Source organism: Variovorax sp. YR266 (assembly GCF_900107295.1).
Taxonomy (GTDB): Bacteria; Pseudomonadota; Gammaproteobacteria; order Burkholderiales; family Burkholderiaceae_C; genus Variovorax.
Window position 1 is genome coordinate 247,909 of the sequence record NZ_FNPM01000006.1, and the last position, 20,586, is coordinate 268,494.

17 protein-coding genes are annotated in these 20,586 nt (G+C 65.6%); 12 read left to right on the plus strand and 5 right to left on the minus strand.

Going from position 1 to position 20,586, the window contains the following annotated elements; all coding sequences use genetic code 11:
• Positions 1 to 27: 27 nt before the first annotated feature.
• Complete coding sequence (locus BLW48_RS17700) at positions 28 to 603, minus strand: C40 family peptidase (RefSeq protein WP_093052277.1); 576 nt, start codon at positions 601 to 603, stop codon at positions 28 to 30.
• Positions 604 to 844: 241 nt separating this feature from the next.
• Between BLW48_RS17700 and BLW48_RS17705 the strand changes: the two genes are divergently transcribed.
• Positions 845 to 1,975 carry a PQQ-dependent sugar dehydrogenase gene (locus tag BLW48_RS17705; protein WP_093176633.1) on the plus strand — a complete coding sequence of 377 codons (1,131 nt, stop codon included), beginning with the start codon at positions 845 to 847 and terminating at the stop codon, positions 1,973 to 1,975.
• A gap of 12 nt (positions 1,976 to 1,987) precedes the next feature.
• On the opposite strand, the gene BLW48_RS17710 is transcribed toward BLW48_RS17705, so the two are convergent.
• Positions 1,988 to 2,785 (minus strand): alpha/beta fold hydrolase, encoded by a 798-nt coding sequence (locus tag BLW48_RS17710; protein ID WP_093176635.1) that lies wholly within the window; start codon positions 2,783 to 2,785, stop codon positions 1,988 to 1,990.
• Positions 2,786 to 2,795: 10 nt separating this feature from the next.
• The gene (locus BLW48_RS17715) at positions 2,796 to 4,418 is read right to left on the minus strand and encodes a 4-hydroxyphenylacetate 3-hydroxylase family protein (protein ID WP_093176637.1); all 1,623 of its coding nucleotides are present in this window, start codon (positions 4,416 to 4,418) and stop codon (positions 2,796 to 2,798) included.
• Between the two features lie 106 nt (positions 4,419 to 4,524).
• Here BLW48_RS17715 and BLW48_RS17720 point away from each other — a divergent pair, with 106 nt between their 5' ends.
• The 8 genes from BLW48_RS17720 (at position 4,525) to BLW48_RS17755 (ending at position 15,473) form a co-directional block, all read left to right on the plus strand.
• On the plus strand, positions 4,525 to 5,196 hold the full coding sequence (locus BLW48_RS17720; RefSeq protein ID WP_093176638.1) for a TetR/AcrR family transcriptional regulator: 672 nt from the start codon (positions 4,525 to 4,527) through the stop codon (positions 5,194 to 5,196).
• 12 nt (positions 5,197 to 5,208) lie between these two features.
• Positions 5,209 to 5,811: an isochorismatase family protein gene (locus BLW48_RS17725; RefSeq protein ID WP_093176640.1), complete on the plus strand. Its 603-nt coding sequence runs from the start codon at positions 5,209 to 5,211 to the stop codon at positions 5,809 to 5,811.
• Positions 5,812 to 5,902: 91 nt separating this feature from the next.
• Positions 5,903 to 7,870, plus strand: coding sequence for a propionate--CoA ligase (locus BLW48_RS17730; protein WP_256330820.1), 1,968 nt, complete (start codon positions 5,903 to 5,905; stop codon positions 7,868 to 7,870).
• Between the two features lie 179 nt (positions 7,871 to 8,049).
• The gene (locus tag BLW48_RS17735; RefSeq protein ID WP_093052255.1) at positions 8,050 to 10,926 is read left to right on the plus strand and encodes a 2-oxoglutarate dehydrogenase E1 component; all 2,877 of its coding nucleotides are present in this window, start codon (positions 8,050 to 8,052) and stop codon (positions 10,924 to 10,926) included.
• A 54-nt stretch (positions 10,927 to 10,980) separates the two neighbouring features.
• Complete coding sequence (gene odhB / locus BLW48_RS17740; RefSeq protein WP_093176643.1) at positions 10,981 to 12,252, plus strand: 2-oxoglutarate dehydrogenase complex dihydrolipoyllysine-residue succinyltransferase; 1,272 nt, start codon at positions 10,981 to 10,983, stop codon at positions 12,250 to 12,252.
• Between the two features lie 14 nt (positions 12,253 to 12,266).
• Positions 12,267 to 13,697 (plus strand): dihydrolipoyl dehydrogenase, encoded by a 1,431-nt coding sequence (gene lpdA, locus BLW48_RS17745; RefSeq protein WP_093052249.1) that lies wholly within the window; start codon positions 12,267 to 12,269, stop codon positions 13,695 to 13,697.
• A gap of 16 nt (positions 13,698 to 13,713) precedes the next feature.
• On the plus strand, positions 13,714 to 14,814 hold the full coding sequence (gene zapE, locus BLW48_RS17750; protein ID WP_093078086.1) for a cell division protein ZapE: 1,101 nt from the start codon (positions 13,714 to 13,716) through the stop codon (positions 14,812 to 14,814).
• A complete protein-coding gene (locus tag BLW48_RS17755; protein ID WP_093176644.1) occupies positions 14,811 to 15,473 on the plus strand; it encodes a hypothetical protein in 663 nt (220 codons plus the stop codon). Before zapE ends, BLW48_RS17755 begins: the two co-directional genes overlap by 4 nt.
• Before the next feature lie 11 nt (positions 15,474 to 15,484).
• Here BLW48_RS17755 and BLW48_RS17760 read toward each other — a convergent pair whose 3' ends face one another.
• Positions 15,485 to 16,255 carry a PP2C family protein-serine/threonine phosphatase gene (locus tag BLW48_RS17760; RefSeq protein WP_093052241.1) on the minus strand — a complete coding sequence of 257 codons (771 nt, stop codon included), beginning with the start codon at positions 16,253 to 16,255 and terminating at the stop codon, positions 15,485 to 15,487.
• 107 nt (positions 16,256 to 16,362) lie between these two features.
• Between BLW48_RS17760 and BLW48_RS17765 the strand changes: the two genes are divergently transcribed.
• Complete coding sequence (locus tag BLW48_RS17765) at positions 16,363 to 16,566, plus strand: YdcH family protein (protein WP_093052238.1); 204 nt, start codon at positions 16,363 to 16,365, stop codon at positions 16,564 to 16,566.
• Entirely contained in the window at positions 16,563 to 18,650 is a 2,088-nt protein-coding gene (locus BLW48_RS17770) for an ATP-dependent DNA helicase (protein ID WP_093176646.1), read from the plus strand. The genes BLW48_RS17765 and BLW48_RS17770 overlap by 4 nt, the downstream gene beginning before the upstream one ends.
• Positions 18,651 to 18,683: 33 nt before the next feature.
• Here BLW48_RS17770 and BLW48_RS17775 read toward each other — a convergent pair whose 3' ends face one another.
• Positions 18,684 to 19,490 carry an outer membrane protein assembly factor BamD gene (locus tag BLW48_RS17775; protein ID WP_093052233.1) on the minus strand — a complete coding sequence of 269 codons (807 nt, stop codon included), beginning with the start codon at positions 19,488 to 19,490 and terminating at the stop codon, positions 18,684 to 18,686.
• A gap of 23 nt (positions 19,491 to 19,513) precedes the next feature.
• Between BLW48_RS17775 and BLW48_RS17780 the strand changes: the two genes are divergently transcribed.
• Positions 19,514 to 20,539 carry an RluA family pseudouridine synthase gene (locus tag BLW48_RS17780; protein WP_371127556.1) on the plus strand — a complete coding sequence of 342 codons (1,026 nt, stop codon included), beginning with the start codon at positions 19,514 to 19,516 and terminating at the stop codon, positions 20,537 to 20,539.
• Positions 20,540 to 20,586 lie beyond the last annotated feature (47 nt).

Below are 20,586 nucleotides of genomic sequence, written 5' to 3' on the forward strand. Positions count from 1 at the left end.
TTTTCGTTCTGAATTCGGGAGGAAGGCTCAGTTGCCGGTATTGGCGACGGCCGCAGCCTTCACTTCATCCGTCGGGCCGCCGAGCACGCGGCGGGCGCCGTCGAAGCGGCGTTGCCAGTAGCTGCCGTTCATGTCTTCCACGCGAACCTGGGCGCCGGAGCGGGGCGAGTGGATGAACTTGCCTTCACCGACATAGATGCCGACATGGCTGAAGGCGCGGCGCATGGTGTTGAAGAACACGAGGTCGCCGGGCTTGAGCTGGCTGGCGTCGATCTTCTCGGTGGCGGCGGCTTGCTCTTCGGCGCGGCGCGGGAGCATGTGGCCGACCGTCTGGTTGTACATGGCACGGACGAAGCCGCTGCAATCGAAACCCGATTCGGCGGTGTTGCCGCCGCGGCGATAGGGGACGCCCAAGAAACCGATGGCGGTCACCACCAGGTCGGAGGTGCGCTCCGTGACGGTTTGGCGAACCTGCTTGAGCTGTCCGATGATGCCTTTGTCGGCGAGCATTCGTGCCAACTCGTCATCGGTTTTTTCCTGTTGGGGGGCCGCATGAACAGCGACGGCAAATAGGAGGGACGCGGGTAGGACGAAAAAACGCATGGCGCGTAGGATATTGATGACGCGCGGTTATGTCAATTTAATCAGAATTAGCGAATGCATCTGTAAGTCATTGATTTACATGAAAAATTTTGATCCGGCCGAAGAAAAAATGTAACGGTGAACGTTTATTGCCCATAAGTGGTTGACCGTGAATGGGCCCTCGGACTTCGGGTGAACAGGCGGTCAGGCTGGATTCGGTCGCTATTTCTCGCCAAGATCGCCGCAACTACCCGGAAAAGTCATGAACTTGCAGATTCAGCCGTCCTTTTCTCTTGTTTGCCGCTTTGCGGCGGTTGCCGCGCTGGGTTTTTGTGTCAATGCGAAGGCGCAGATGCGCCCCGAAACGGTGGCTACGGGCCTGGAAAACCCTTGGGGCGTCGCCTTTCTGCCGGGCGGTCGATTCGTTGTGACGGAGCGGCCCGGCCGTCTGCGACTGATCGGTGCCGACGGAAAAATCGGCGCACCCATCGCAGGTTTGCCTCCTATCGCGGCGGGCGGCCAAGGTGGCTTGCTCGACGTGCTGGCTGACTCGGGCTTCGAGAAAAACCGCACGCTGTACTTTTGCTTTTCCGAACCCGACGCGGGCGGCTCAGCCAACAGCACGGCGCTGGCCCGCGCCAATCTGTCCGCCGACGGCACGAAGCTCGAAGACCTGAAGATCATCTTCAGCCAGCAGCCCAAGGTGGCGAGCCGCAATCATTTCGGCTGCCGCATCGTCGAGGCGCGCGACGACACGCTGTTCCTCACGCTCGGCGACCGTTTCAGCCGCAAGGAAGATGCGCAGAAGCTCGACAACCACCTTGGCAAGATCGTGCGCATCGGCAAGGACGGCGCGGTGCCCAAGGACAACCCCTTCGTCGGCAAGGCGGGTGCATTGCCAGAGATCTGGAGCTACGGCCACCGCAATGGGCAGGGCGCCACGCTCGCGCCCGACGGCCGCCTCTGGATGACCGAGCACGGCCCGCAAGGCGGCGACGAAATCAATATCCCGCAGGCCGGCCGCAACTACGGCTGGCCCGTGATCACCTACGGCGAGAACTACGGCGGCGGCAAGATCGGCGACGGCATCACCGCCAAAGACGGCATGGAGCAGCCGCTGCACTACTGGGTGCCGTCGATCGCACCGTCCGGCATGGCGTTTCTGACCAGCGACCGCTATGGCGCGGGCTGGAAGGGCAATCTGTTCGTGGGTTCGCTCAAGTTCGGCTACCTCGACCGCATCGAATTGAAGGGCGGCAAGGTAGTGGCCGAGCACAAGCTGCTGGCCGAGGGCCGTGCCCGCATCCGCGACGTGAAGCAGGGGCCCGACGGATTGCTCTACGTGCTGACCGACGAGGCGGATGGCAAGCTGCTGCGCCTGCGGCCGAATTGAAGCGCGGCGCCGTCAGCTGGGGCAACCGGGCAGCGGCAGGGTCGGCAGCATGCGGCGCCAGAGGCGAGTCCATTCGGGCCAGTCGTGGCCGCCCTCGGTCGTGAATGCGCGTTCGGCCGGCAGCACTTCCGCAAGCAAGCGGTTGCTGAAGGCAAAGCGGTCGTCGACGCCATAGCCGAGATAGAGCGGCGGCCGGGCGCCCGCCGTGTTCGTGAATCCCGTATAGCCGCGCAGCCATTGCCAGAGCTGTGTTTCGTTGGGCGTGCGTGGAGGGCTCTCGGCCGGATCGACAAGCGGTCCGTTCCACTTGGCAAGGCCGCCGGCATTGGCGATATCGGTGCCAAGCGTGCGCTCGCCGAGGTAGGGCGCGAGCGTCACCAGCCCCGCAAGCTCGCCCGGGTGCGTCTGCGCATAGAGCATTCCGCCGAAGCCGCCGAGGGAAATTCCGACGAACCAGATGTGCTTGTAGCCCTGGTTGCGCGCCGGCTCCATCACGTCGGCGCTCAAGCGATCGAGGATGGTCTTGTTGTTGTAGTAGCCGAGATGCGCGTCGACCAGCATCACGTCCGCCGCGATGCGGTTGTCGCGGACGGCGCGGACGAAGCCTTCGCGCTCGAACTCGTCAGGCGTCGAGTACGCGCCGGGAAGCATCACCAGCAGCGTGTCGACATCGCTGCGCGCACAGCTGCTTTTTTCGAGCGAGGTCGCCATCGGCACCGTGGCCTTGCGCACGCCGCCGCAGGCCACGACGAGCAGCGCAGCACCCACGCCCAGCGCTGCGAGGCACAGCCGCTTCGAGAAGATCTTCATCCGTCTGAGTCTAGGCGCGCCGCGATGCCGGCAGATCGACCATCACGGCTTGCCCGGGCGTGGTGCAGCCGGTGTCGCAGCATTTGCCGGGCTGGCGGTTGCTGGTGATGGCACGGCCCGGGTCGTGCGGCGCGGCGGCGGGCGAGCCGTCGGCCGCGATGCCGCGTTCGAGGATGCGTTCGACCAACTCGACCTTGGAGCCGACAGGGTAGTTGCGCCAGATTTCCTGCTTCATCGCTGCGGGCGAACCGCCGCCGTGCAGGCTGATCACGCTGTACCAGCCGCCCTGGTAGCCAGCCGTCAGGTCTTCGATGAAGCGGGCCGTTTCGATGCGCTGTTCGTAGGGAATGGCCGGGTTGGCCCGCAGCACGTCTGACAGGCGGGCGGCGGTCTCGGGGTTGTGGTCTTCGTCGGGGCCGGGGAGGGTGACGATCAGGCCGCCGCTCACGTAGTGCGCGATGCGGTGCATGTCGTAGATCTTCGTGGCCAGCAGCAGCTTGCCGATGTTGCTGAATACCGGGTCGGGCATGAAGACGTCGCAGTGCTCGTCGGCCTTGCCGTAGACGCTGGCTGCCACGCCGCAGGCGAAGAAACTCTCGGTGATGGTGATGAGCTCGACCATCTGTTCGCGCAGGTGGCTCTCCTTGCCGGGGTCGAAGCCGTTGGCTTCGCACATCAGTGCGCCGGCGCCGATCAGCAGGTCGCCGAAGCCGGCGCGCGCGCCGATGCAGCTGTGGCGGTGGTGCGTGGCGTAGCTGTAGGTCAGGTGGCCGGAGTGCTCCCATTCGCCGGCGTAGAACACGCGCTCCCACGGCACGAAGACCCTGTCGAACATGCACACGCCGGTGCTCTGACCGTACTTGCGGCTGAAAAGCGCATCGCCGTGCTCGAGCTTTTCACCGGGCCGGCCGGCTGGCCGGGCGACGATGGTGAGGCCGGGCGCGTCCAGCGGCACGGCGCAGCAGGCGGCGAAATCGGCATCCTCCCTGCCCATGTTGCGGCAGGGCATGACCAACAGTTCGTGCACATAGGGCGCGCCAGTCACGATGGCCTTGGTGCCCGAGATGACGATGCCGCGTGCGTTGCGCTCCACCACGTGCAGGTAGCTGTCGACGTTGGCCTGCTCGTGCGGCCGGCGGCTGCGGTCGCCCTTGGCGTCGGTCATGGCAACGCCCAGCGTCAGGTCCTGGTCCTGCACGCGGTGCAGGTAGTCGTGGAAGCGGGCGGTGTGCTCGGTGCTGCCGCGGGCGTCGTCGATGCGTGCCGACACCTGGGCGATGGCGTTGAGCGCATCGTGCGTCAGATAGCGCTGGGCGCAGCCTGTTTCCTGGCAGACCAGCCGCACGGCCTCGAGCTTGTTGAGCAGGTCACCGGAGCCCGTGTTGATGTGGGACAGCCGGTTGACCCGCTTGCCGCTGGTGTGCTGCACGGCGGTCATCAGCGGCTCGTATTCCTTCTTCAGGGCGTAGTCGTAGGTGAGGGCGATGGCATTGATGCCGGGCTGGAAGGCCGGTTCGTCGGCCACGCTGTCGACGCGGCGGCCGTCGACGAAGACGTTGGGGGTGTAGCGGCGCAGCGACTCGCGGTAGTCGGTGCCGGACATGAGGGTGGCGCTGGGGAGCGGGGCGTTCATCGTGCTTGTCTCCTGGGTTTTGGCTCAAATTTAAACATCGTTCAATTTTTCAATCAACGATTAAAAAATTGGAGCTGTGATCAATCCAAGGGCTATAGTCCCGCCCATGCACGCCAAGCTCCAACGCCGCCAGGCGCTCACCGACGCCCGCCGCACGCTCGTGCTCGACGCCGCTCGCGCGGTCTTCCTGGAGGCCGGCATCGAAGGTGCGAGCATTCGCGAAATTGCCCGCAAGGCCGGCTACACGCCGGGCGCGATCTATTCGTACTTCGAGAGCAAGGAGGCGATCTACGCGGCCTTGCTCGGCGAGTCGATACAGCGTTTGCAAGCGGCCGTGGCCGATGCCCCCGTGGCGCCGGACAGCCCCGCCCAGACGCTCGCCGCCAAGGCCCAGGCGTGGTTCGACTTCTATGCCGCGAACCCGCGCGAGCTCGACCTGGGCTTCTATCTGGTGCAGGGCATGCGCCCGCGCGGCCTGACCAGCGAGCTCGATCACGAACTGAATGACCATCTCTACCAGGCCTTGCGCCCGTGCGAAGAAGCGCTGCAGGCGATGGGGCTCGATGCGGACAATGCCCTGCAGGAAAACACTTCGCTGTTTGCACACGGCGTCGGCCTGCTGCTGATGCAGCACACCGGGCGCATCCGCATGTTCAGGCAGTCGGCCGATGCGCTGTTCAAAGCCTACGTGGCGCAACTCGTGCAACGCGTCGATGGCGGCCCGCGCCAAGCCGGTCTTTTCGGTGGTACGGTTCAGCCCAATTCAACCGATACCTGAAAGAAACTGTTCATGCTGCTCGACGCCTCGCAATCCCAACTCGTTCTGGTCGACTACCAGGCGCGGCTGATGCCGGCGATCTTCGAGGGGGAGGCGGTCGCGCAGAACGCAGTGCGGCTCGGCAAGATGGCGCGGCTGTTCCAGATGCCGGTGTTCGGCACCGAGCACAACCCCTCCAGCCTGGGTGAAAACCTGCCCGACATCCGTGCGCTGTGCCAGCGCACCCTGTCGAAGATGCACTTCAGCGGCGTGGAAGAGGGCCTGGGCGAGTGGCTGCGCGTGCCGGCCAAGGCGCCGCAGGGCAACGCACGCAGCCTGCCCAAGCATCTGCAGAAGCCCGCTGCCGCGGCCGAGGAGCGCAACAGCATCGTGATCGCCGGCTGCGAAGCCCATGTCTGCCTGCTGCAGACCGCGCTCGACCTGCTGGAAGACGAATTCGAAGTCTGGGTCGTTACTGATGCCTGCAGTTCGCGCACCGAGCGCAACCGTGACGCCGCCTTCGACCGGCTGGCCGGCGCCGGCGCCGAGCTCGTGACGACCGAGATGGTCGGCTTCGAGTGGCTGCGTACGGCGGAGCACCCCGCATTTCCTGAATTGCTTTCTCTCGTCCGGTAATCGCACCGCAGGCCCTGCAGCCTGCGCGGCAGGGCTCGGCCGGATTGTTCCGGCCGTCAGCTTGCTGCAAGATCGGTCTCCATAATTATGAATTCAGTTTTGGCGCTGCCGCCGGAACGGAACGAATAACAGGAGACAAATCAAGATGAGCCGCTACGAAGAGTTCTATCGCCAATCCGTCGATGCGCCCGAGGCCTTCTGGGCCGAGCAGGCGAAGCTGATCGACTGGCAGGCGCCCGCGCAACAGATCCTCGACGCCAGCCAGCCGCCGTTCGCGCGCTGGTTCGTGGGCGGCACGACCAATCTTTGCCACAACGCCATCGACCGTCATCTGGCGGCACGGGGCGACCAGCCCGCGCTGATCTTCGTTTCCACCGAAACCAGCGTCGAGAAAAGCTACAGCTTTACTGAGCTGCACGCCGAGGTGCAGCGCACTGCCGCCAGCCTTGTCGAGCTGGGTGTGGGCAAGGGCGACCGCGTGCTCATCTACATGCCGATGATTCCGGAGGCAGCCTTCGCCATGCTGGCCTGCGCGCGCATCGGTGCGATCCACTGCGTGGTGTTCGGCGGCTTCGCGAGCGGCTCGCTGGCCACGCGCATCGAGGACGCCGAGCCCAAGGTGATCGTGAGTGCCGATGCCGGCTCGCGCGGCGGCAAGGTCATCGCATACAAGCCGTTGCTCGACGAGGCGATCCGGCTGTCGAAGCACAAGCCTTCGGCGGTGCTGCTGACCGACCGCGGTCTCGCGCCGATGGAACTGACGGCGGGTCGTGACCATCTCGCCGCCGAACTGCGGCAGAAGCACATCGATGCCAAGGTGCCTTGCACGTGGCTCGCCTCGACCGACATCAGCTACACCATCTACACGAGCGGCACGACCGGCAAGCCCAAGGGCGTGCAGCGCGACGTGGGCGGCTATGCGGTCGCGCTGGCTGCGAGCATGAAGCACATCTTCGATGGCCGGCCCGGGGAAACCTACTTCTCCACCAGCGACATCGGCTGGGTGGTGGGCCATAGCTATATCGTCTACGGCCCGCTGATCGCCGGCATGGCGACCATCATGTACGAAGGCCTGCCTACGCAGGGCATCGACCGGCAGCCCGATGGCGGCATCTGGTGGCGCCTTGTCGAGAAGTACAAGGTCACGGTGATGTTCAGCGCGCCCACGGCCGTGCGCGTGCTCAAGAAGCAGGATCCGGCGCTGCTGAAAAAATACGACCTGTCGACACTGCGCGCGCTGTTCCTGGCCGGCGAGCCGCTCGACGAGCCGACCGCCCGCTGGATCAGCGAAGGCCTGGGCGTGCCGATCATCGACAACTACTGGCAGACCGAATCGGGCTGGCCGATGATCACGATCGCCAACGGGGTGGAGGCCAAGGCCAGCAAGTTCGGCAGCCCGGGCGTGCCGATGTACGGCTACAGCATCAAGATCCTGCACGAGTCGACGGGCGAAGAGCTGACCGGCGCGAACGAGAAGGGCGTGGTCGTGGTCGAGGGGCCGACCCCGCCGGGCTTCATGCAGACCGTGTGGAAGGACGACGCGCGCTTCGTCAATACGTACTGGAAAAGCGTGCCCGGCAAGATGGTTTATTCGACCTTCGACTGGGGCATTCGCGACGAGGATGGCTATTTCTACATCCTCGGGCGCACCGACGACGTGATCAACGTGGCGGGCCATCGCCTTGGCACGCGCGAGATTGAGGAAAGCATTTCGGGCCATTCCAACGTGGCCGAAGTGGCGGTGGTCGGCGTGGCCGATGCCCTGAAGGGGCAGGTCGCGATGGCCTTCGTGGTCCCCAGGGACGGCAAGGCCGTGATTGACGCCGACGTGGCACTCAAGCTCGAAGGCGAGATCATGAAAGTAGTCGCCGACCAGCTCGGCGCCCTGGCGCGGCCGGCCCGCGTGCGCTTCGTCAGCGGCCTGCCCAAGACCCGCAGCGGCAAGCTGTTGCGCCGCGCCATCCAGGCCGTGTGCGAGCAGCGCGACCCCGGCGACCTCACCACCATCGACGACCCCGCCACGCTGCAGCAGATCAAACAGTTACTTTCTTCGGGCTGAGTGAGCAGGGCAGGGGGTTGCGAAGCCCCGTCGAACCGTCATATGGTTGACGTGGCACAATGCCAAGGTACTCAGGCCCTTCCCCAGCCACAGTCGCATCCGCCAATCGGTTCAGCCGTGTCGCGGAAGGTTTCTTAACCAGCTAGTGCTTCCTTCAGGGAAGCGAAGGTCAGCGGATCATGAGCGATTCATCGACGCCATCGGCGTATACCGCCTATCAAGGCAACACGTACCTCTTCGGCGGCAATGCGCCCTATGTCGAGGAGATGTACGAGAACTACCTCTCCAACCCCGGCAGCGTGCCTGACAACTGGCGTTCGTATTTCGACGCGTTGCAGAACGTTCCCGCCGCCGACGGCACCAACACCCGCGACGTCCCGCACCTGCCGGTCATCAACGCTTTCGCCGAACGCGCGAAGCAGGGCACGACCAAGGTCGTGCAGGCCAGCGGCGCCGATTCCGAACTCGGCCGCAAGCGCACTTCCGTCCAGCAGCTGATTGCCGCCTACCGCAACGTCGGCGCCCGCTGGGCCGACCTCGACCCGCTCAAGCGCGCCGAGCGTCCCGCCATTCCGGAACTCGAGCCCTCGTTCTACGGCTTCACCGACGCCGACCTCGAGACGGTGTTCAACACCAGCAACACCTTCTTCGGCAAGGAGACCATGTCGCTGCGCGACCTGCTCAACGCCTTGCGCGAAACGTACTGCGGCACGATGGGTGCCGAGTACATGTACACCACCGACCAGAACCACAAGCGCTGGTGGCAGCAGCGGCTCGAAAGCGCCCGCACCAACCCCAAGCTGAGCGCCGAGCAGAAGAAGCACGTGCTCAACCGCCTGACCGCGGCAGAAGGCCTCGAGCGCTTCCTGCACACCAAGTACGTTGGCCAGAAGCGCTTCTCGCTCGAAGGCGGCGAGAGCTTCATCGTCGCGATGGACGAGCTGATCAACCAGGCCGGCGTCAAGGGCGTGCAGGAAATCGTGATCGGCATGGCCCACCGCGGCCGCCTGAACGTGCTGGTCAACTCGCTCGGCAAGATGCCGGCCGACCTGTTCGCCGAGTTCGACCACACCGCCCCCGAAGACCTGCCCAGCGGCGACGTCAAGTACCACCAGGGCTTCAGCTCGGACGTGACCACCCCCGGCGGCCCGGTGCACCTGAGCCTCGCGTTCAACCCCTCGCACCTTGAAATCGTGAACCCCGTGGTCGAAGGCTCGGTGCGCGCCCGCATGGACCGCCGCGGCGACCCGCTGGGCAAGCAGGTGCTGCCCGTGATCGTGCACGGCGACGCCGCCTTCGCAGGCCAGGGCGTCGTGATGGAAACGCTGGCGCTGGCCGAAACCCGTGGCTACTCCACCGGCGGCACGGTGCACATCGTCATCAACAACCAGATCGGCTTCACCACCAGCGACCCGCGCGACAGCCGCTCGACGCTGTACTGCTCGGACATCGTCAAGATGATCGAAGCGCCGGTGCTGCACGTGAACGGCGACGATCCCGAAGCCGTGGTGCTCGCCACCCAGATCGCGCTGGACTTCCGCATGGAGTTCCAGAAGGACGTGGTCGTCGACATCATCTGCTTCCGCAAGCTGGGCCACAACGAGCAGGACACCCCCTCGCTCACGCAGCCGCTGATGTACAAGAAGATCGCCCAGCACCCCGGCACGCGCAAGCTGTACGCCGACAAGCTGGCCGCTCAAGGCCTGGGCGACACGCTCGGCGACGACATGGTCAAGGCGCAGCGCGCCGCCTTCGACGAAGGCAAGAACACCGTCGACCCCGTGCTCACCAACTTCAAGAGCAAGTACGCCGTCGACTGGAGCCCATACCTCAACAAGAAGTGGACCGACGCCGGCGACACCGCCATCCCGTCCACCGAATGGAAGCGCCTGGCCGAGAAGATCACCACCGTGCCGCAAGGCTTCACGGTGCATCCGCTCGTGAAGAAGGTGCTGGACGACCGCGCAGCCATGGGCCGCGGCGACGTCAACGTCGACTGGGGCATGGGCGAGCACATGGCCTTCGCCTCGCTGGTGGCCAGCGGCTACCCGGTGCGCCTGTCGGGTGAAGACTCGGGCCGCGGCACGTTCACGCACCGCCACGCCGTGCTGCACGACCAGAACCGCGAGAAGTTCGACACCGGCACCTACACGCCGCTGCAGAACGTGGCCGACAACCAGGCTCCGTTCGTCGTGATCGACTCGATCCTGTCGGAAGAAGCCGTGCTCGCGTTCGAATACGGCTACGCCTCGAACGACCCGAACACGCTCGTCATCTGGGAAGCCCAGTTCGGCGACTTCGTGAACGGCGCGCAAGTGGTGATCGACCAGTTCATCGCCTCGGGCGAAGTGAAGTGGGGCCGCGTCAACGGCATCACGATGATGCTGCCGCACGGCTACGAAGGCCAGGGCCCCGAGCACAGCTCGGCACGCCTGGAGCGCTTCATGCAGCTGAGCGCCGACACCAACATGCAGGTGGTGCAGCCGACCACGGCCAGCCAGATCTTCCACGTGCTGCGCCGCCAGATGGTGCGCAACCTGCGCAAGCCGCTGATCATCATGACGCCGAAGTCGCTGTTGCGTAACAAGGACGCGACCTCGCCGCTGTCCGAGTTCACCAAGGGCAGCTTCCAGACCGTCATTCCCGACAGCAAGGGCCTGAAGGCCGAGAAGGTCAAGCGCCTGATCGCCTGCTCGGGCAAGGTGTACTACGACCTGGCCAAGAAGCGCGAAGAACGTGGCGACGAAGACGTGGCGATCATCCGCGTCGAGCAGCTCTATCCGTTCCCGCACAAGGCTTTCGCCGCCGAGATCAAGAAGTACCCCAACCTCGTCGACGTGGTCTGGTGCCAGGACGAGCCGCAGAACCAGGGCGCCTGGTTCTTCGTGCAGCACTACATCCACGAAAACATGCAGGACGGCCAGAAGCTCGGCTACTCCGGCCGTGCCGCCTCGGCATCGCCGGCGGTGGGCTACTCGCACCTGCACCAGGAACAGCAGAAGGCGCTCGTCGATGGCGCGTTTGGCAAGCTCAAGGGCTTCGTGCTGACCAAGTAAAACCAGTTTCTTTTCACACGAATACCCTGAAGAACAAAACGGAGCTCACTCCAAATGTCTATCGTAGAAGTCAAAGTCCCCCAGCTTTCCGAATCCGTGGCCGAAGCCACCATGCTCACGTGGAAGAAGAAGGCCGGCGAAGCCGTCGCCGTCGATGAAATCCTGATCGAGATCGAGACCGACAAGGTCGTGCTCGAAGTGCCCGCGCCTTCGGCTGGCGTGCTGGCCGAAATCGTGCAGCCCGATGGCGCCACCGTGGTGGCCGATCAGCTGATCGCCAAGATCGACACCGAAGGCAAGGCTTCGGCTGGCGCCCCGGCGGCAGCGCCCGCAGCAGCAGCTCCGGCTGCCGCAGCGCCTGCCCCGGCAGCAGCTGCAGCCGCCACCGGCGGTTCGAAGTCCGACGTGGCCATGCCCGCCGCGGCCAAGCTGCTGGCGGACAACAACCTGAAGACCAGCGACGTTGCCGGCACCGGCAAGGACGGCCGCGTCACCAAGGGCGACGTGCTCGGCGCGGTTGCCTCGGGTGCCAAGCCTGCCGCGGCTGCCGCCACCATCGCGGCACCGGCCGCCAAGCCTGCTCTGCCGCAAGTCGCTGCACCGGCCGGCGCGCCCGACCTGGGCGAGCGTCCGGAACAGCGCGTGCCGATGAGCCGCCTGCGCGCCCGCATCGCCGAGCGCCTGCTGCAATCGCAGTCGACCAACGCCATCCTGACCACGTTCAACGAAGTCAACATGGCGCCCGTCATGGAACTGCGCAAGCGCTTCCAGGACAACTTCACCAAGGAACACGGCGTGAAGCTCGGCTTCATGAGCTTCTTCGTGAAGGCCGCTGTGCATGCGCTGAAGAAGTACCCGGTGATCAACGCCTCGGTCGACGGCAACGACATCCTGTACCACGGCTACTTCGACATCGGCATTGCCGTCGGTTCGCCGCGCGGCCTGGTGGTGCCGATCCTGCGCAACGCCGACCAGATGAGCTTTGCCGACATCGAGAAGAAGATCGCCGAGTTCGGCAAGAAGGCGCAAGACGGCAAGCTGGGCATCGAAGACATGACCGGCGGCACGTTCTCCATCTCGAACGGCGGCACCTTCGGCTCGATGCTCTCGACCCCGATCATCAACCCGCCCCAGTCGGCCATCCTCGGCGTGCACGCCACCAAGGACCGCGCCGTGGTTGAAAACGGCCAGATCGTGATCCGTCCGATGAACTACCTCGCCATGAGCTATGACCACCGCATCATCGACGGCCGCGAAGCCGTGCTGGGCCTGGTTGCCATGAAGGAAGCGCTGGAAGACCCGTCGCGCCTGCTGTTCGACATCTGAGGAGAAAGAACCAGATGGCAAACAAGCAATTCGACGTCGTCGTCATCGGCGGCGGCCCCGGCGGCTACATCGCGGCCATTCGCGCCGCGCAACTCGGCTTCAACGTCGCCTGCATCGACGAGTGGAAGAACGGCAAGGGCGGCCCCGCACCGGGCGGCACCTGCACCAACGTCGGCTGCATCCCGTCGAAGGCGCTGCTGCAATCGTCGGAGCATTTCGACCAGGCCGGCCATCACTTTGCCGACCACGGTATCAAGGTCGAAGGCCTGGGCCTCGACCTCGACAAGATGCTGGCCCGCAAGGACCAGGTCGTGAAGCAGAACAACGACGGCATCCTGTACCTGTTCAAGAAGAACAAGATCACCTTCTTCCATGGCCGCGGCTCGTTCGTGAAGACCGACGAAGCCGGCTATGAGATCAAGGTGGCGGGCGCCGCCGAAGAGTCGATCAGCGGCAAGCACATCATCGTGGCCACGGGCTCCAACGCCCGCGCACTGCCCGGTGCGCCGTTCGACGAGGAGAACATCCTCTCGAACGACGGCGCGCTGCGCATCGGCGCGGTGCCGAAGAAGCTGGGCCTGATCGGCTCGGGCGTCATCGGCCTCGAAATGGGTTCGGTGTGGCGTCGCCTCGGCGCGGAAGTCACGGTGCTCGAAGCACTGCCGACCTTCCTCGGCGCGGTGGACGAACAGATCGCCAAGGAAGCCAAGAAGGCCTTCGACAAGCAGAAGCTCAAGATCGAACTCGGCGTGAAGGTCGGCGAGATCAAGTCGTCGAAGAAGGGCGTGAGCGTTGCGTGGACCAATGCCAAGGGCGAAGCCCAGACGCTGGAAGTCGACAAGCTGATCGTGTCGATCGGCCGCGTGCCCAACACCATCGGCCTGAACGCCGAAGCCGTGGGCCTGAAGCTCGACGAGCGCGGCGCCATTGCCGTGGACGACGAGTGCAAGACGAGCCTGCCCAACGTCTGGGCCATCGGCGACGTGGTGCGCGGCCCGATGCTGGCGCACAAGGCCGAGGAAGAGGGCGTTGCCGTGGCGGAGCGCATTGCGGGCCAGCACGGTCACGTCAACTTCAACACGATCCCGTGGGTGATCTACACCAACCCCGAGATCGCGTGGGTCGGCCAGACCGAGCAGCAGCTCAAGGCCGCGGGCCGCGCCTACAAGGCCGGCACCTTCCCGTTCCTCGCGAACGGCCGCGCGCGCGCGCTGGGTGACACGACCGGCATGGTCAAGTTCCTGGCCGATGCTGCCACCGACGAGATCCTGGGCGTGCACATCGTGGGCCCGCAGGCCAGCGAGCTGATCTCCGAAGCCGTCGTGGCGATGGAGTTCAAGGCCAGCGCCGAAGACATCGCGCGCATCTGCCACGCTCACCCGTCGCTGTCGGAAGCAACGAAGGAAGCGGCACTCGCCGTGGACAAGCGCACGCTGAACTTCTGATCTCGCGATCTTTCTTTTGACCAGCGTCAAACAGGCCTATGAGGCGGAACTCGCAGCGCGCGGGTTCCACAGCGATCCAGCGCAACTGCACGCCGTGGAGGCGCTGGATCGCTGCGCCAACGAATGGGCCGAGTACAAGGCCCAGCGCTCGAATGCGCTGAAGAAGTTCATCAACCGGCCGGAGCTTCCGCGCGGCGTCTACATGTACGGTGGCGTCGGGCGGGGCAAGAGCTTCCTGATGGACCTGTTCTTCAACGCCGTACCGCTGCGGCGCAAGACGCGGCTGCACTTTCACGAATTCATGCGCGAAGTGCACCGCGAGTTGCGCGAGCTGCAGGGCACGGTCAATCCGCTCGACGAGCTTGGGCTGCGCATTTCCAAGCGCTACAAGCTGATCTGCTTCGACGAGTTCCATGTGGCGGACATCACTGACGCGATGATTCTTCATCGGCTGCTGGTGTCGCTGTTCGAGAACGGCGTGGGTTTCGTCACCACCTCGAATTTCAAGCCGGACGATCTGTATCCCGGTGGCTTGCACCGCGACCGCATCCTGCCGGCCATTGCACTGCTGAACGAAAAGCTCGAAGTGCTGAGCGTTGACAACGGTACCGACTACCGGCGCCGCACGCTCGAGCAACTGCGCATGTACCTCACGCCGAATGACGCGGTGGCCGAGAAGGAAATGCGCAAGGCCTTCGACAAGCTGGCCGAGACGGCCGACGAAAACCCGGTGCTGCACATCGAGCAACGCGAGATCCGCGCTCGGCGCAAGGCCGGCGGCGTGGTCTGGTTCGATTTCAAGACGCTGTGCGGTGGTCCGCGTTCGCAGAACGACTATCTCGAAATCGCGAGCCAGTTCCACACGGTGCTGCTGTCCGATGTGCCGCACATGCCGGTGCGCATGGCTTCGGAAGCACGTCGTTTCACCTGGCTGGTCGACGTCTTGTACGACCGGCGCTGCAAGCTCATCATGTCGGCTGAGGTTCCGCCCGAGGCGTTGTACACCGAGGGGCCGCTGTCGCACGAGTTTCCGCGCACGGTTTCCCGGCTCACCGAAATGCAATCGAGCGAGTTTCTCGCCCTGGAACGCCGCATCGTCGACACCCGACTCACATGAAAAAATTCGCTTTTGCCCTGCTCATGACGTTGGCCAGCCTGCCGCTGTGGGCGCAGTCCAACGCCGCCGCGGGCAATGCCGACCTCGAGGGCGAAAAGCGCCGGCTTTCCACCGAGCGCGAGGCCATCGAGAAGCGCTTCGTCGAAGAGCGGGCTGCCTGCTACAAGAAGTTCGCGGTGGAAGACTGCCTGCGCGAGAGCCGCAGCCGTCGCCGCACGGAAACCGACAACATCAAGCGGCAGGAAACCGCGATCAACGACATCCTGCGCCAGCGCAGCGGAGCGGCCGAGTTGCAGAAGCTCGACCAGAAGGCTGGCACCCAGCGCCCGCAGGACTCTCGCGAGAAGCAGGAACAGTCGATCCAGGGCCAGAAGGAGCGCGAGCAGCGCGCTGCCGACCACGCGACCAGCCGCGCGGCTACAGCGGCCGAGGCGGCCGAGCGCGAGCGCCAATTCCAGTCCAAGCAGCAGGCGCATGCCGACGAGCAGGCCAAGGCGGCCCAGCGTCAGGCCGAGGCGCCCACGGCCGCCAAGCGTTTCGAGGACAAGCAGAAACGCGCCGAAGAGCACAGGGCCAGCCGCGAGCGGCAGAACGCCAACCGCAGCAAGCCGCGCGGGGCACCACTGCCGGCGCCGGCAGCTTCGTCGCCCACGCCCTGACCGGGCACCGCTCAGGCGGCGACCGGCAGCGGATCGAGCTTCAGAACGGCAATCGAGATGTTGTCGCCCGTGCCCCGGGCCCGGCGGCGCGCTTCACCCACCAGGATTTCGACCGCATCGCGCGGCGGCTGTGCATACAGCACGCTCGCCAGTTCTTCCGGGCTGAAGTAGTGCCAGAGCCCGTCGCTGCAAGCCATCAACAGGTCGCCCGGCGCCAGCTTCGGGATGTAGTAGGGGTCGATGGGCGGCGGCGTGGTCGTCATGCCCAGGCAGCCGAGCAGGATGTTGCCCTGCGGATGGATGTTGGCCTCGGCCTCGGTGATCTGGCCGCGGTCAATCAGCACCTGCACGTACGAATGGTCGCGCGTGCGCCTGATGAGCTGGCCGTCGTGGAAGTGATAGATGCGCGAGTCGCCGGCGTGGATCCAGGCGCAGTCGCCCTTGGGGGTCATGAGGAAGGCCGCCAGCGTGCTGTGCGGCTCCTGCTCGCTGGAGACGGCGGTGAGCTTGATGACCGTGTGCGAATCTTCGAGGATCTGCTTCAGCACGGCTTCCGGGTCGTCGCGGCCGGGCTGGTAGCGGGTGAAGAGCTGGCGTGCCGTCATCAGCACCTGGTCGGAGGCCTTGCGCCCGCCGCTGCGGCCGCCCATGCCGTCGGCCACGATGCCCAGCACGCAGCCAGGCACGCGCGGATGGCTCATCAGCAGCACCTGGTCTTGTTGGTACGGGCGGTCTCCCTTGTGGAGTCCGGTGGCCGCGGCGAGTCGAAAGCCTTGGGTCATGAGGCATATGCGCCTGAAGCGCGTGTTTCTGTCTGCTCGGAGATTCGTGTCAGGACGTATTATCGAATGAACATGTGCCGCAAAAACCTCGCGCGCGCTCCCCACCGTTGGACTCCAATCTTCACTCCCTTTCCCGTCAGCTGATCGAACTGCGTATCGAGCACGCCGATCTCGACGCCACCATCGACCGGCTGGCCGAGGGCTCGCCGCAAGACGAGTTGCTGCTGCGGCGCCTGAAAAAGCGCCGCCTCGCGCTGCGTGACCAGATCACGCGCCTCGAAAACGACCTCGATCCGAAAGAGCCGGCGTGACAGGTGCGCTCGAAGACAAGGTGCGCGACGCCTTCGCGCAGGACGGCGCGCTGTCGCGTGCCGCCGACCAGTTCCGCGAACGCTCGGGGCAGACCGAAATGGCAATGGCCGTCGCCCGCACCATCGACCAGGGCGGCGTGCTGGTGGTCGAGGCTGGCACCGGGGTGGGCAAGACCTTTTCGTACCTCGTGCCGGCCCTGCTGAGCGGCGAGCGCGTGCTGCTGTCGACCGCCACCAAGACGCTGCAGGACCAGCTGTTCGGCCGTGACCTGCCGCGTCTTGTCGAAGCTTTCGGCCTGCCGGTGCGCACGGCGCTGCTGAAGGGGCGCGCCAGCTACCTGTGCCTGCACCGGCTCGACCAGGCGCGCCATGACGCTTCATTGCCGGAGCGCGGCAGCCTGCGCACGCTCGCCAAGATCGAGCAGTGGTCGAAGGCCACGCGCACGGGCGACCTGGCCGAGTTGCCGGGGCTCGACGAGCGCTCGCCGCTGATTCCGCTGATCACCTCCACGCGAGAGAACTGCCTGGGCGCGCAATGCCCGCAGTTCAAGCCCTGCCATGTCAACCTGGCGCGGCGCGAGGCGCTGGCGGCCGACATCGTGGTCATCAACCATCACCTTTTCTTTGCCGACCTCGCAGTGCGCGAGACCGGCATGGCCGAGCTGCTGCCGACAGTGAGCGTGGTGGTGTTCGACGAAGCCCACCAGCTCAACGAAACCGGCGTGCAGTTTCTCGGCGCGCAGCTCGGCAGCGGCCAGGCGCTCGACTTCGCGCGCGACATGCTGGCGGCCGGCTTGCAGCATGCGCGCGGCCTTGTCGATTGGCAGCAATTGGTCGGCGCGCTCGAACGGGCCGCGCGCGAACTGCGGCTGGTGGTCGGCAAGCAATGGCCGGGCGCCAAGCTGCGCTGGCTGGGTGCGTCGCCTGAGGGCATCGATTCCGATGCATGGCAGCGCGCGCTTGATGATCTGCTGCACGCGTTCGAGTTGGCGGCAGAGGGGCTTGCCACCGTCAGCGAAATCTCGCCCGACTTCGTGCGGCTGCACGAGCGGGCCCGCCAACTCGCGAAACGCACGGCGCGCTTTGCCTTGCCGTGCGAGGTCGATTCGGTGCGCTGGGTCGACGTGGGCACGCAGTTGCGGCTCATCGAATCGCCGCTGGACATCGCCGATGCCATGCGCAAGCGGGTGCTCAAGATCGTCGAGGCAGACGCTGATGTTGGCGACGATGGCGACGACGATGATCTCGATGGCTATGGCGAGCGGCCGGCGCGCGAGGCAGCAGCGGCGGCGCAGGAAGACAGCGGCCGCGCCTGGGTCTTCACCTCCGCCACGCTGGGCGACGAGCCCACGCTGCGCTGGTTCACCGAGCCCTGCGGACTGCAGGACGCGGAAGTGCTGCGCGTGCAGAGCCCGTTCGACTATGCCTCGCAGGCCGCGCTCTATGTGCCGCGCGCGTTTCCCAAGCCCAACGATCCGTCGCACAGCCAGCGCGTCGCGGAATTGGCTGCGCGCGGCGCGACGGAGCTCGGCGGTCGCACGCTGGTGCTGACGACCACGCTGCGCGCATTGCGCACCATCGGCGATGCGATGAAGCAGCAGTTCGAACTGCTCGACGCACAGGTGCGGCCCGAAGTGCTGGTGCAGGGCGAGTTGCCCAAGCGCGTGCTGATGGACCGCTTTCGCGAAGGCGCGAGCGCCGGGCGCGCTGGCTGCGTGCTGGTGGCATCGGCCTCATTCTGGGAGGGCTTCGACGCGCCGGGCGACGCGCTGCAGCTGGTGGTGATCGACAAGCTGCCGTTCCCGCCGCCGAACGATCCGCTGGTCGAGGCGCGCTCGCAGCGCCTGGAATCACAGGGGCGCAGTTCGTTTGCCGACTATTCGCTGCCCGAGGCGGCCGTGGCGCTCAAGCAGGGAGCAGGGCGGTTGATTCGGCGGGAAACCGACAGCGGTGTGCTGGCGATCTGCGACACGCGGCTGGTTGCCATGGGCTATGGCCGCCGGTTGCTGTCGGCGCTGCCGCCGATGCGGCGGCTCGAAAACGAATCGGATTTCGAGGCCGCGCTGGACGCGCTCAAGACCTAGCTTCTGGCCAGGAAGAGCGCGTGCTCTGGTGGCTTACCAGAGCTTCCACCAAGGGTCGTCCTTGCCCTTGAAACCGTTAGCGAGGTAGGTGCTCTGCGGATAGTTGGTGGTCAGCACGCGCTGGGCGTCGTCGCGCAGGTCCTTCATGCCGAGGGCGTCGTACGACTTCACCATGATGAACAGGGCTTCTTCGAGCGCCGGCACTTCGCGGTAGTCGGCCAGTGCGATCTGGGCCCGGTTGATGGCTGCCAGGTAGGCGCCGCGCGAGTAGTAGTAGCGTGCCACGTGAACTTCGTACTGCGCGAGCGAGTTCACGATGTAGTTCATGCGCTGGCGCGCGTCAGGGGCGTAGCGCGAATCGGGGAAGCGCGTGACGAGGTCCTTGAACGATTCGAACGATTCCTTGGCGGCCTTCTGGTCGCGCTCGGACAGGTCCTGGCGCGTCATGAACGCGAACATGCCGAGGTCGTCGTTGAAGTTGATCACGCCCTTGAGGTACAGCGCGTAGTCGAGAGCCGTGCTCGCCGGATGCAGCTTCATGAAGCGGTCGATGGTGGCGATGGCGCTGGCCTTTTCGCCCGACTTGTACTGGGCGTAGGCCTTTTCCAGCTGCGCCTGCTGCGCGAGCGGTGTGCCGGCGGCGCGGCCTTCGAGCTTCTCGTAGAGCGGAACGGCCTTGTCGTAGGCGCCCGATCCGGCCTCTTCCTTGGCTTCAGAGTAGATGCGGTTGGGGCTCCAGTTGGCAGTCTTGTCGACGGAGGTCGACGAGCAGCCAGCTGCCAGCAGAGCCGCCGCGCTGAGCGCGATCCAGCTGGGGACCGATAATTTGGCGCGAAACATCACATACGGCTTTCGTGAAACAGTTGCCCTCAATTATATCGACCGACCCTTTGGGCAATATCCCCGAGACCGCCGAGGTGGCCGAGCTCGAAGAGGGCGCCGATCCGATCGAGCCCAGCGAGCAGCGGCCTTTCGTCATCGATCCGGCCCAGCACGGCCAGCGGCTGGACCGCGCGCTTGCCGCGCTGGTACCCGAGTTTTCCCGCAGCTATCTGCAGCAATTGATCGAGGCTGGCGCGGTGGAGCTGCAGGGCCGCACACTCACCAAGGTCTCGGCCACAGTGAAGGCGGGGCAGGCCGGTCGCATCGAATTGCGCCCCACGCCCCAGAGCCAGGCCTTCCGGCCCGAGGCGATGGACATCGTCACCGTGTACGAGGACGAGCACCTGCGCATCGTCGACAAGCCGGCCGGCCTCGTGGTGCATCCGGCACCCGGGCACTGGAGCGGCACGCTCCTGAATGGCCTGCTGGCGCTGGACCCGAAGGCGGTGCTGCTGCCGCGCGCTGGCATCGTGCACCGGCTCGACCGCGACACCAGCGGCCTGATGGTGGTGGCGCGCACCCGCGCCACCATGGACGCGATGGTGGCGCTGATCGCCGCCCGCGAGGTCAAGCGGCAGTACCTGGCCATCGGCCACAAGCCGTGGGAGGGCGCGGCGGCCCGCCAGGTCGACGCCCCCATCGGCCGCGACCCGCGCAACCGGCTGCGCATGGCCGTGGTCGATCTCGAGCGGCATGCGGGCAAGACGGCACGCACGCTGATCGAGCGGCTCGACAGCAACGCCGAAGGCTGCGCTGTGCGCTGCACGCTCGAAACCGGGCGCACCCACCAGATCCGCGTGCACATGGCGTCGATCGGTCATCCGCTGGTGGGAGACGCGCTTTATGGCGGCGCGCCGGCTGCCGGGCTGTCTCGCCAGGCGCTGCATGCATTCAGGCTGGCCTTCGTGCATCCCGTCACGCAAGAGGCGATGGAGTTCCGTTCGCCGCCACCGCCAGATCTCGTCCAGGCTTTGCAGTCCTGGGGGCTGGATTACAATCGCGCCTGACGGCCCGAGGGCCGCGCCGGTCACCCAAGGCCGGCCTTGCGTTGCAT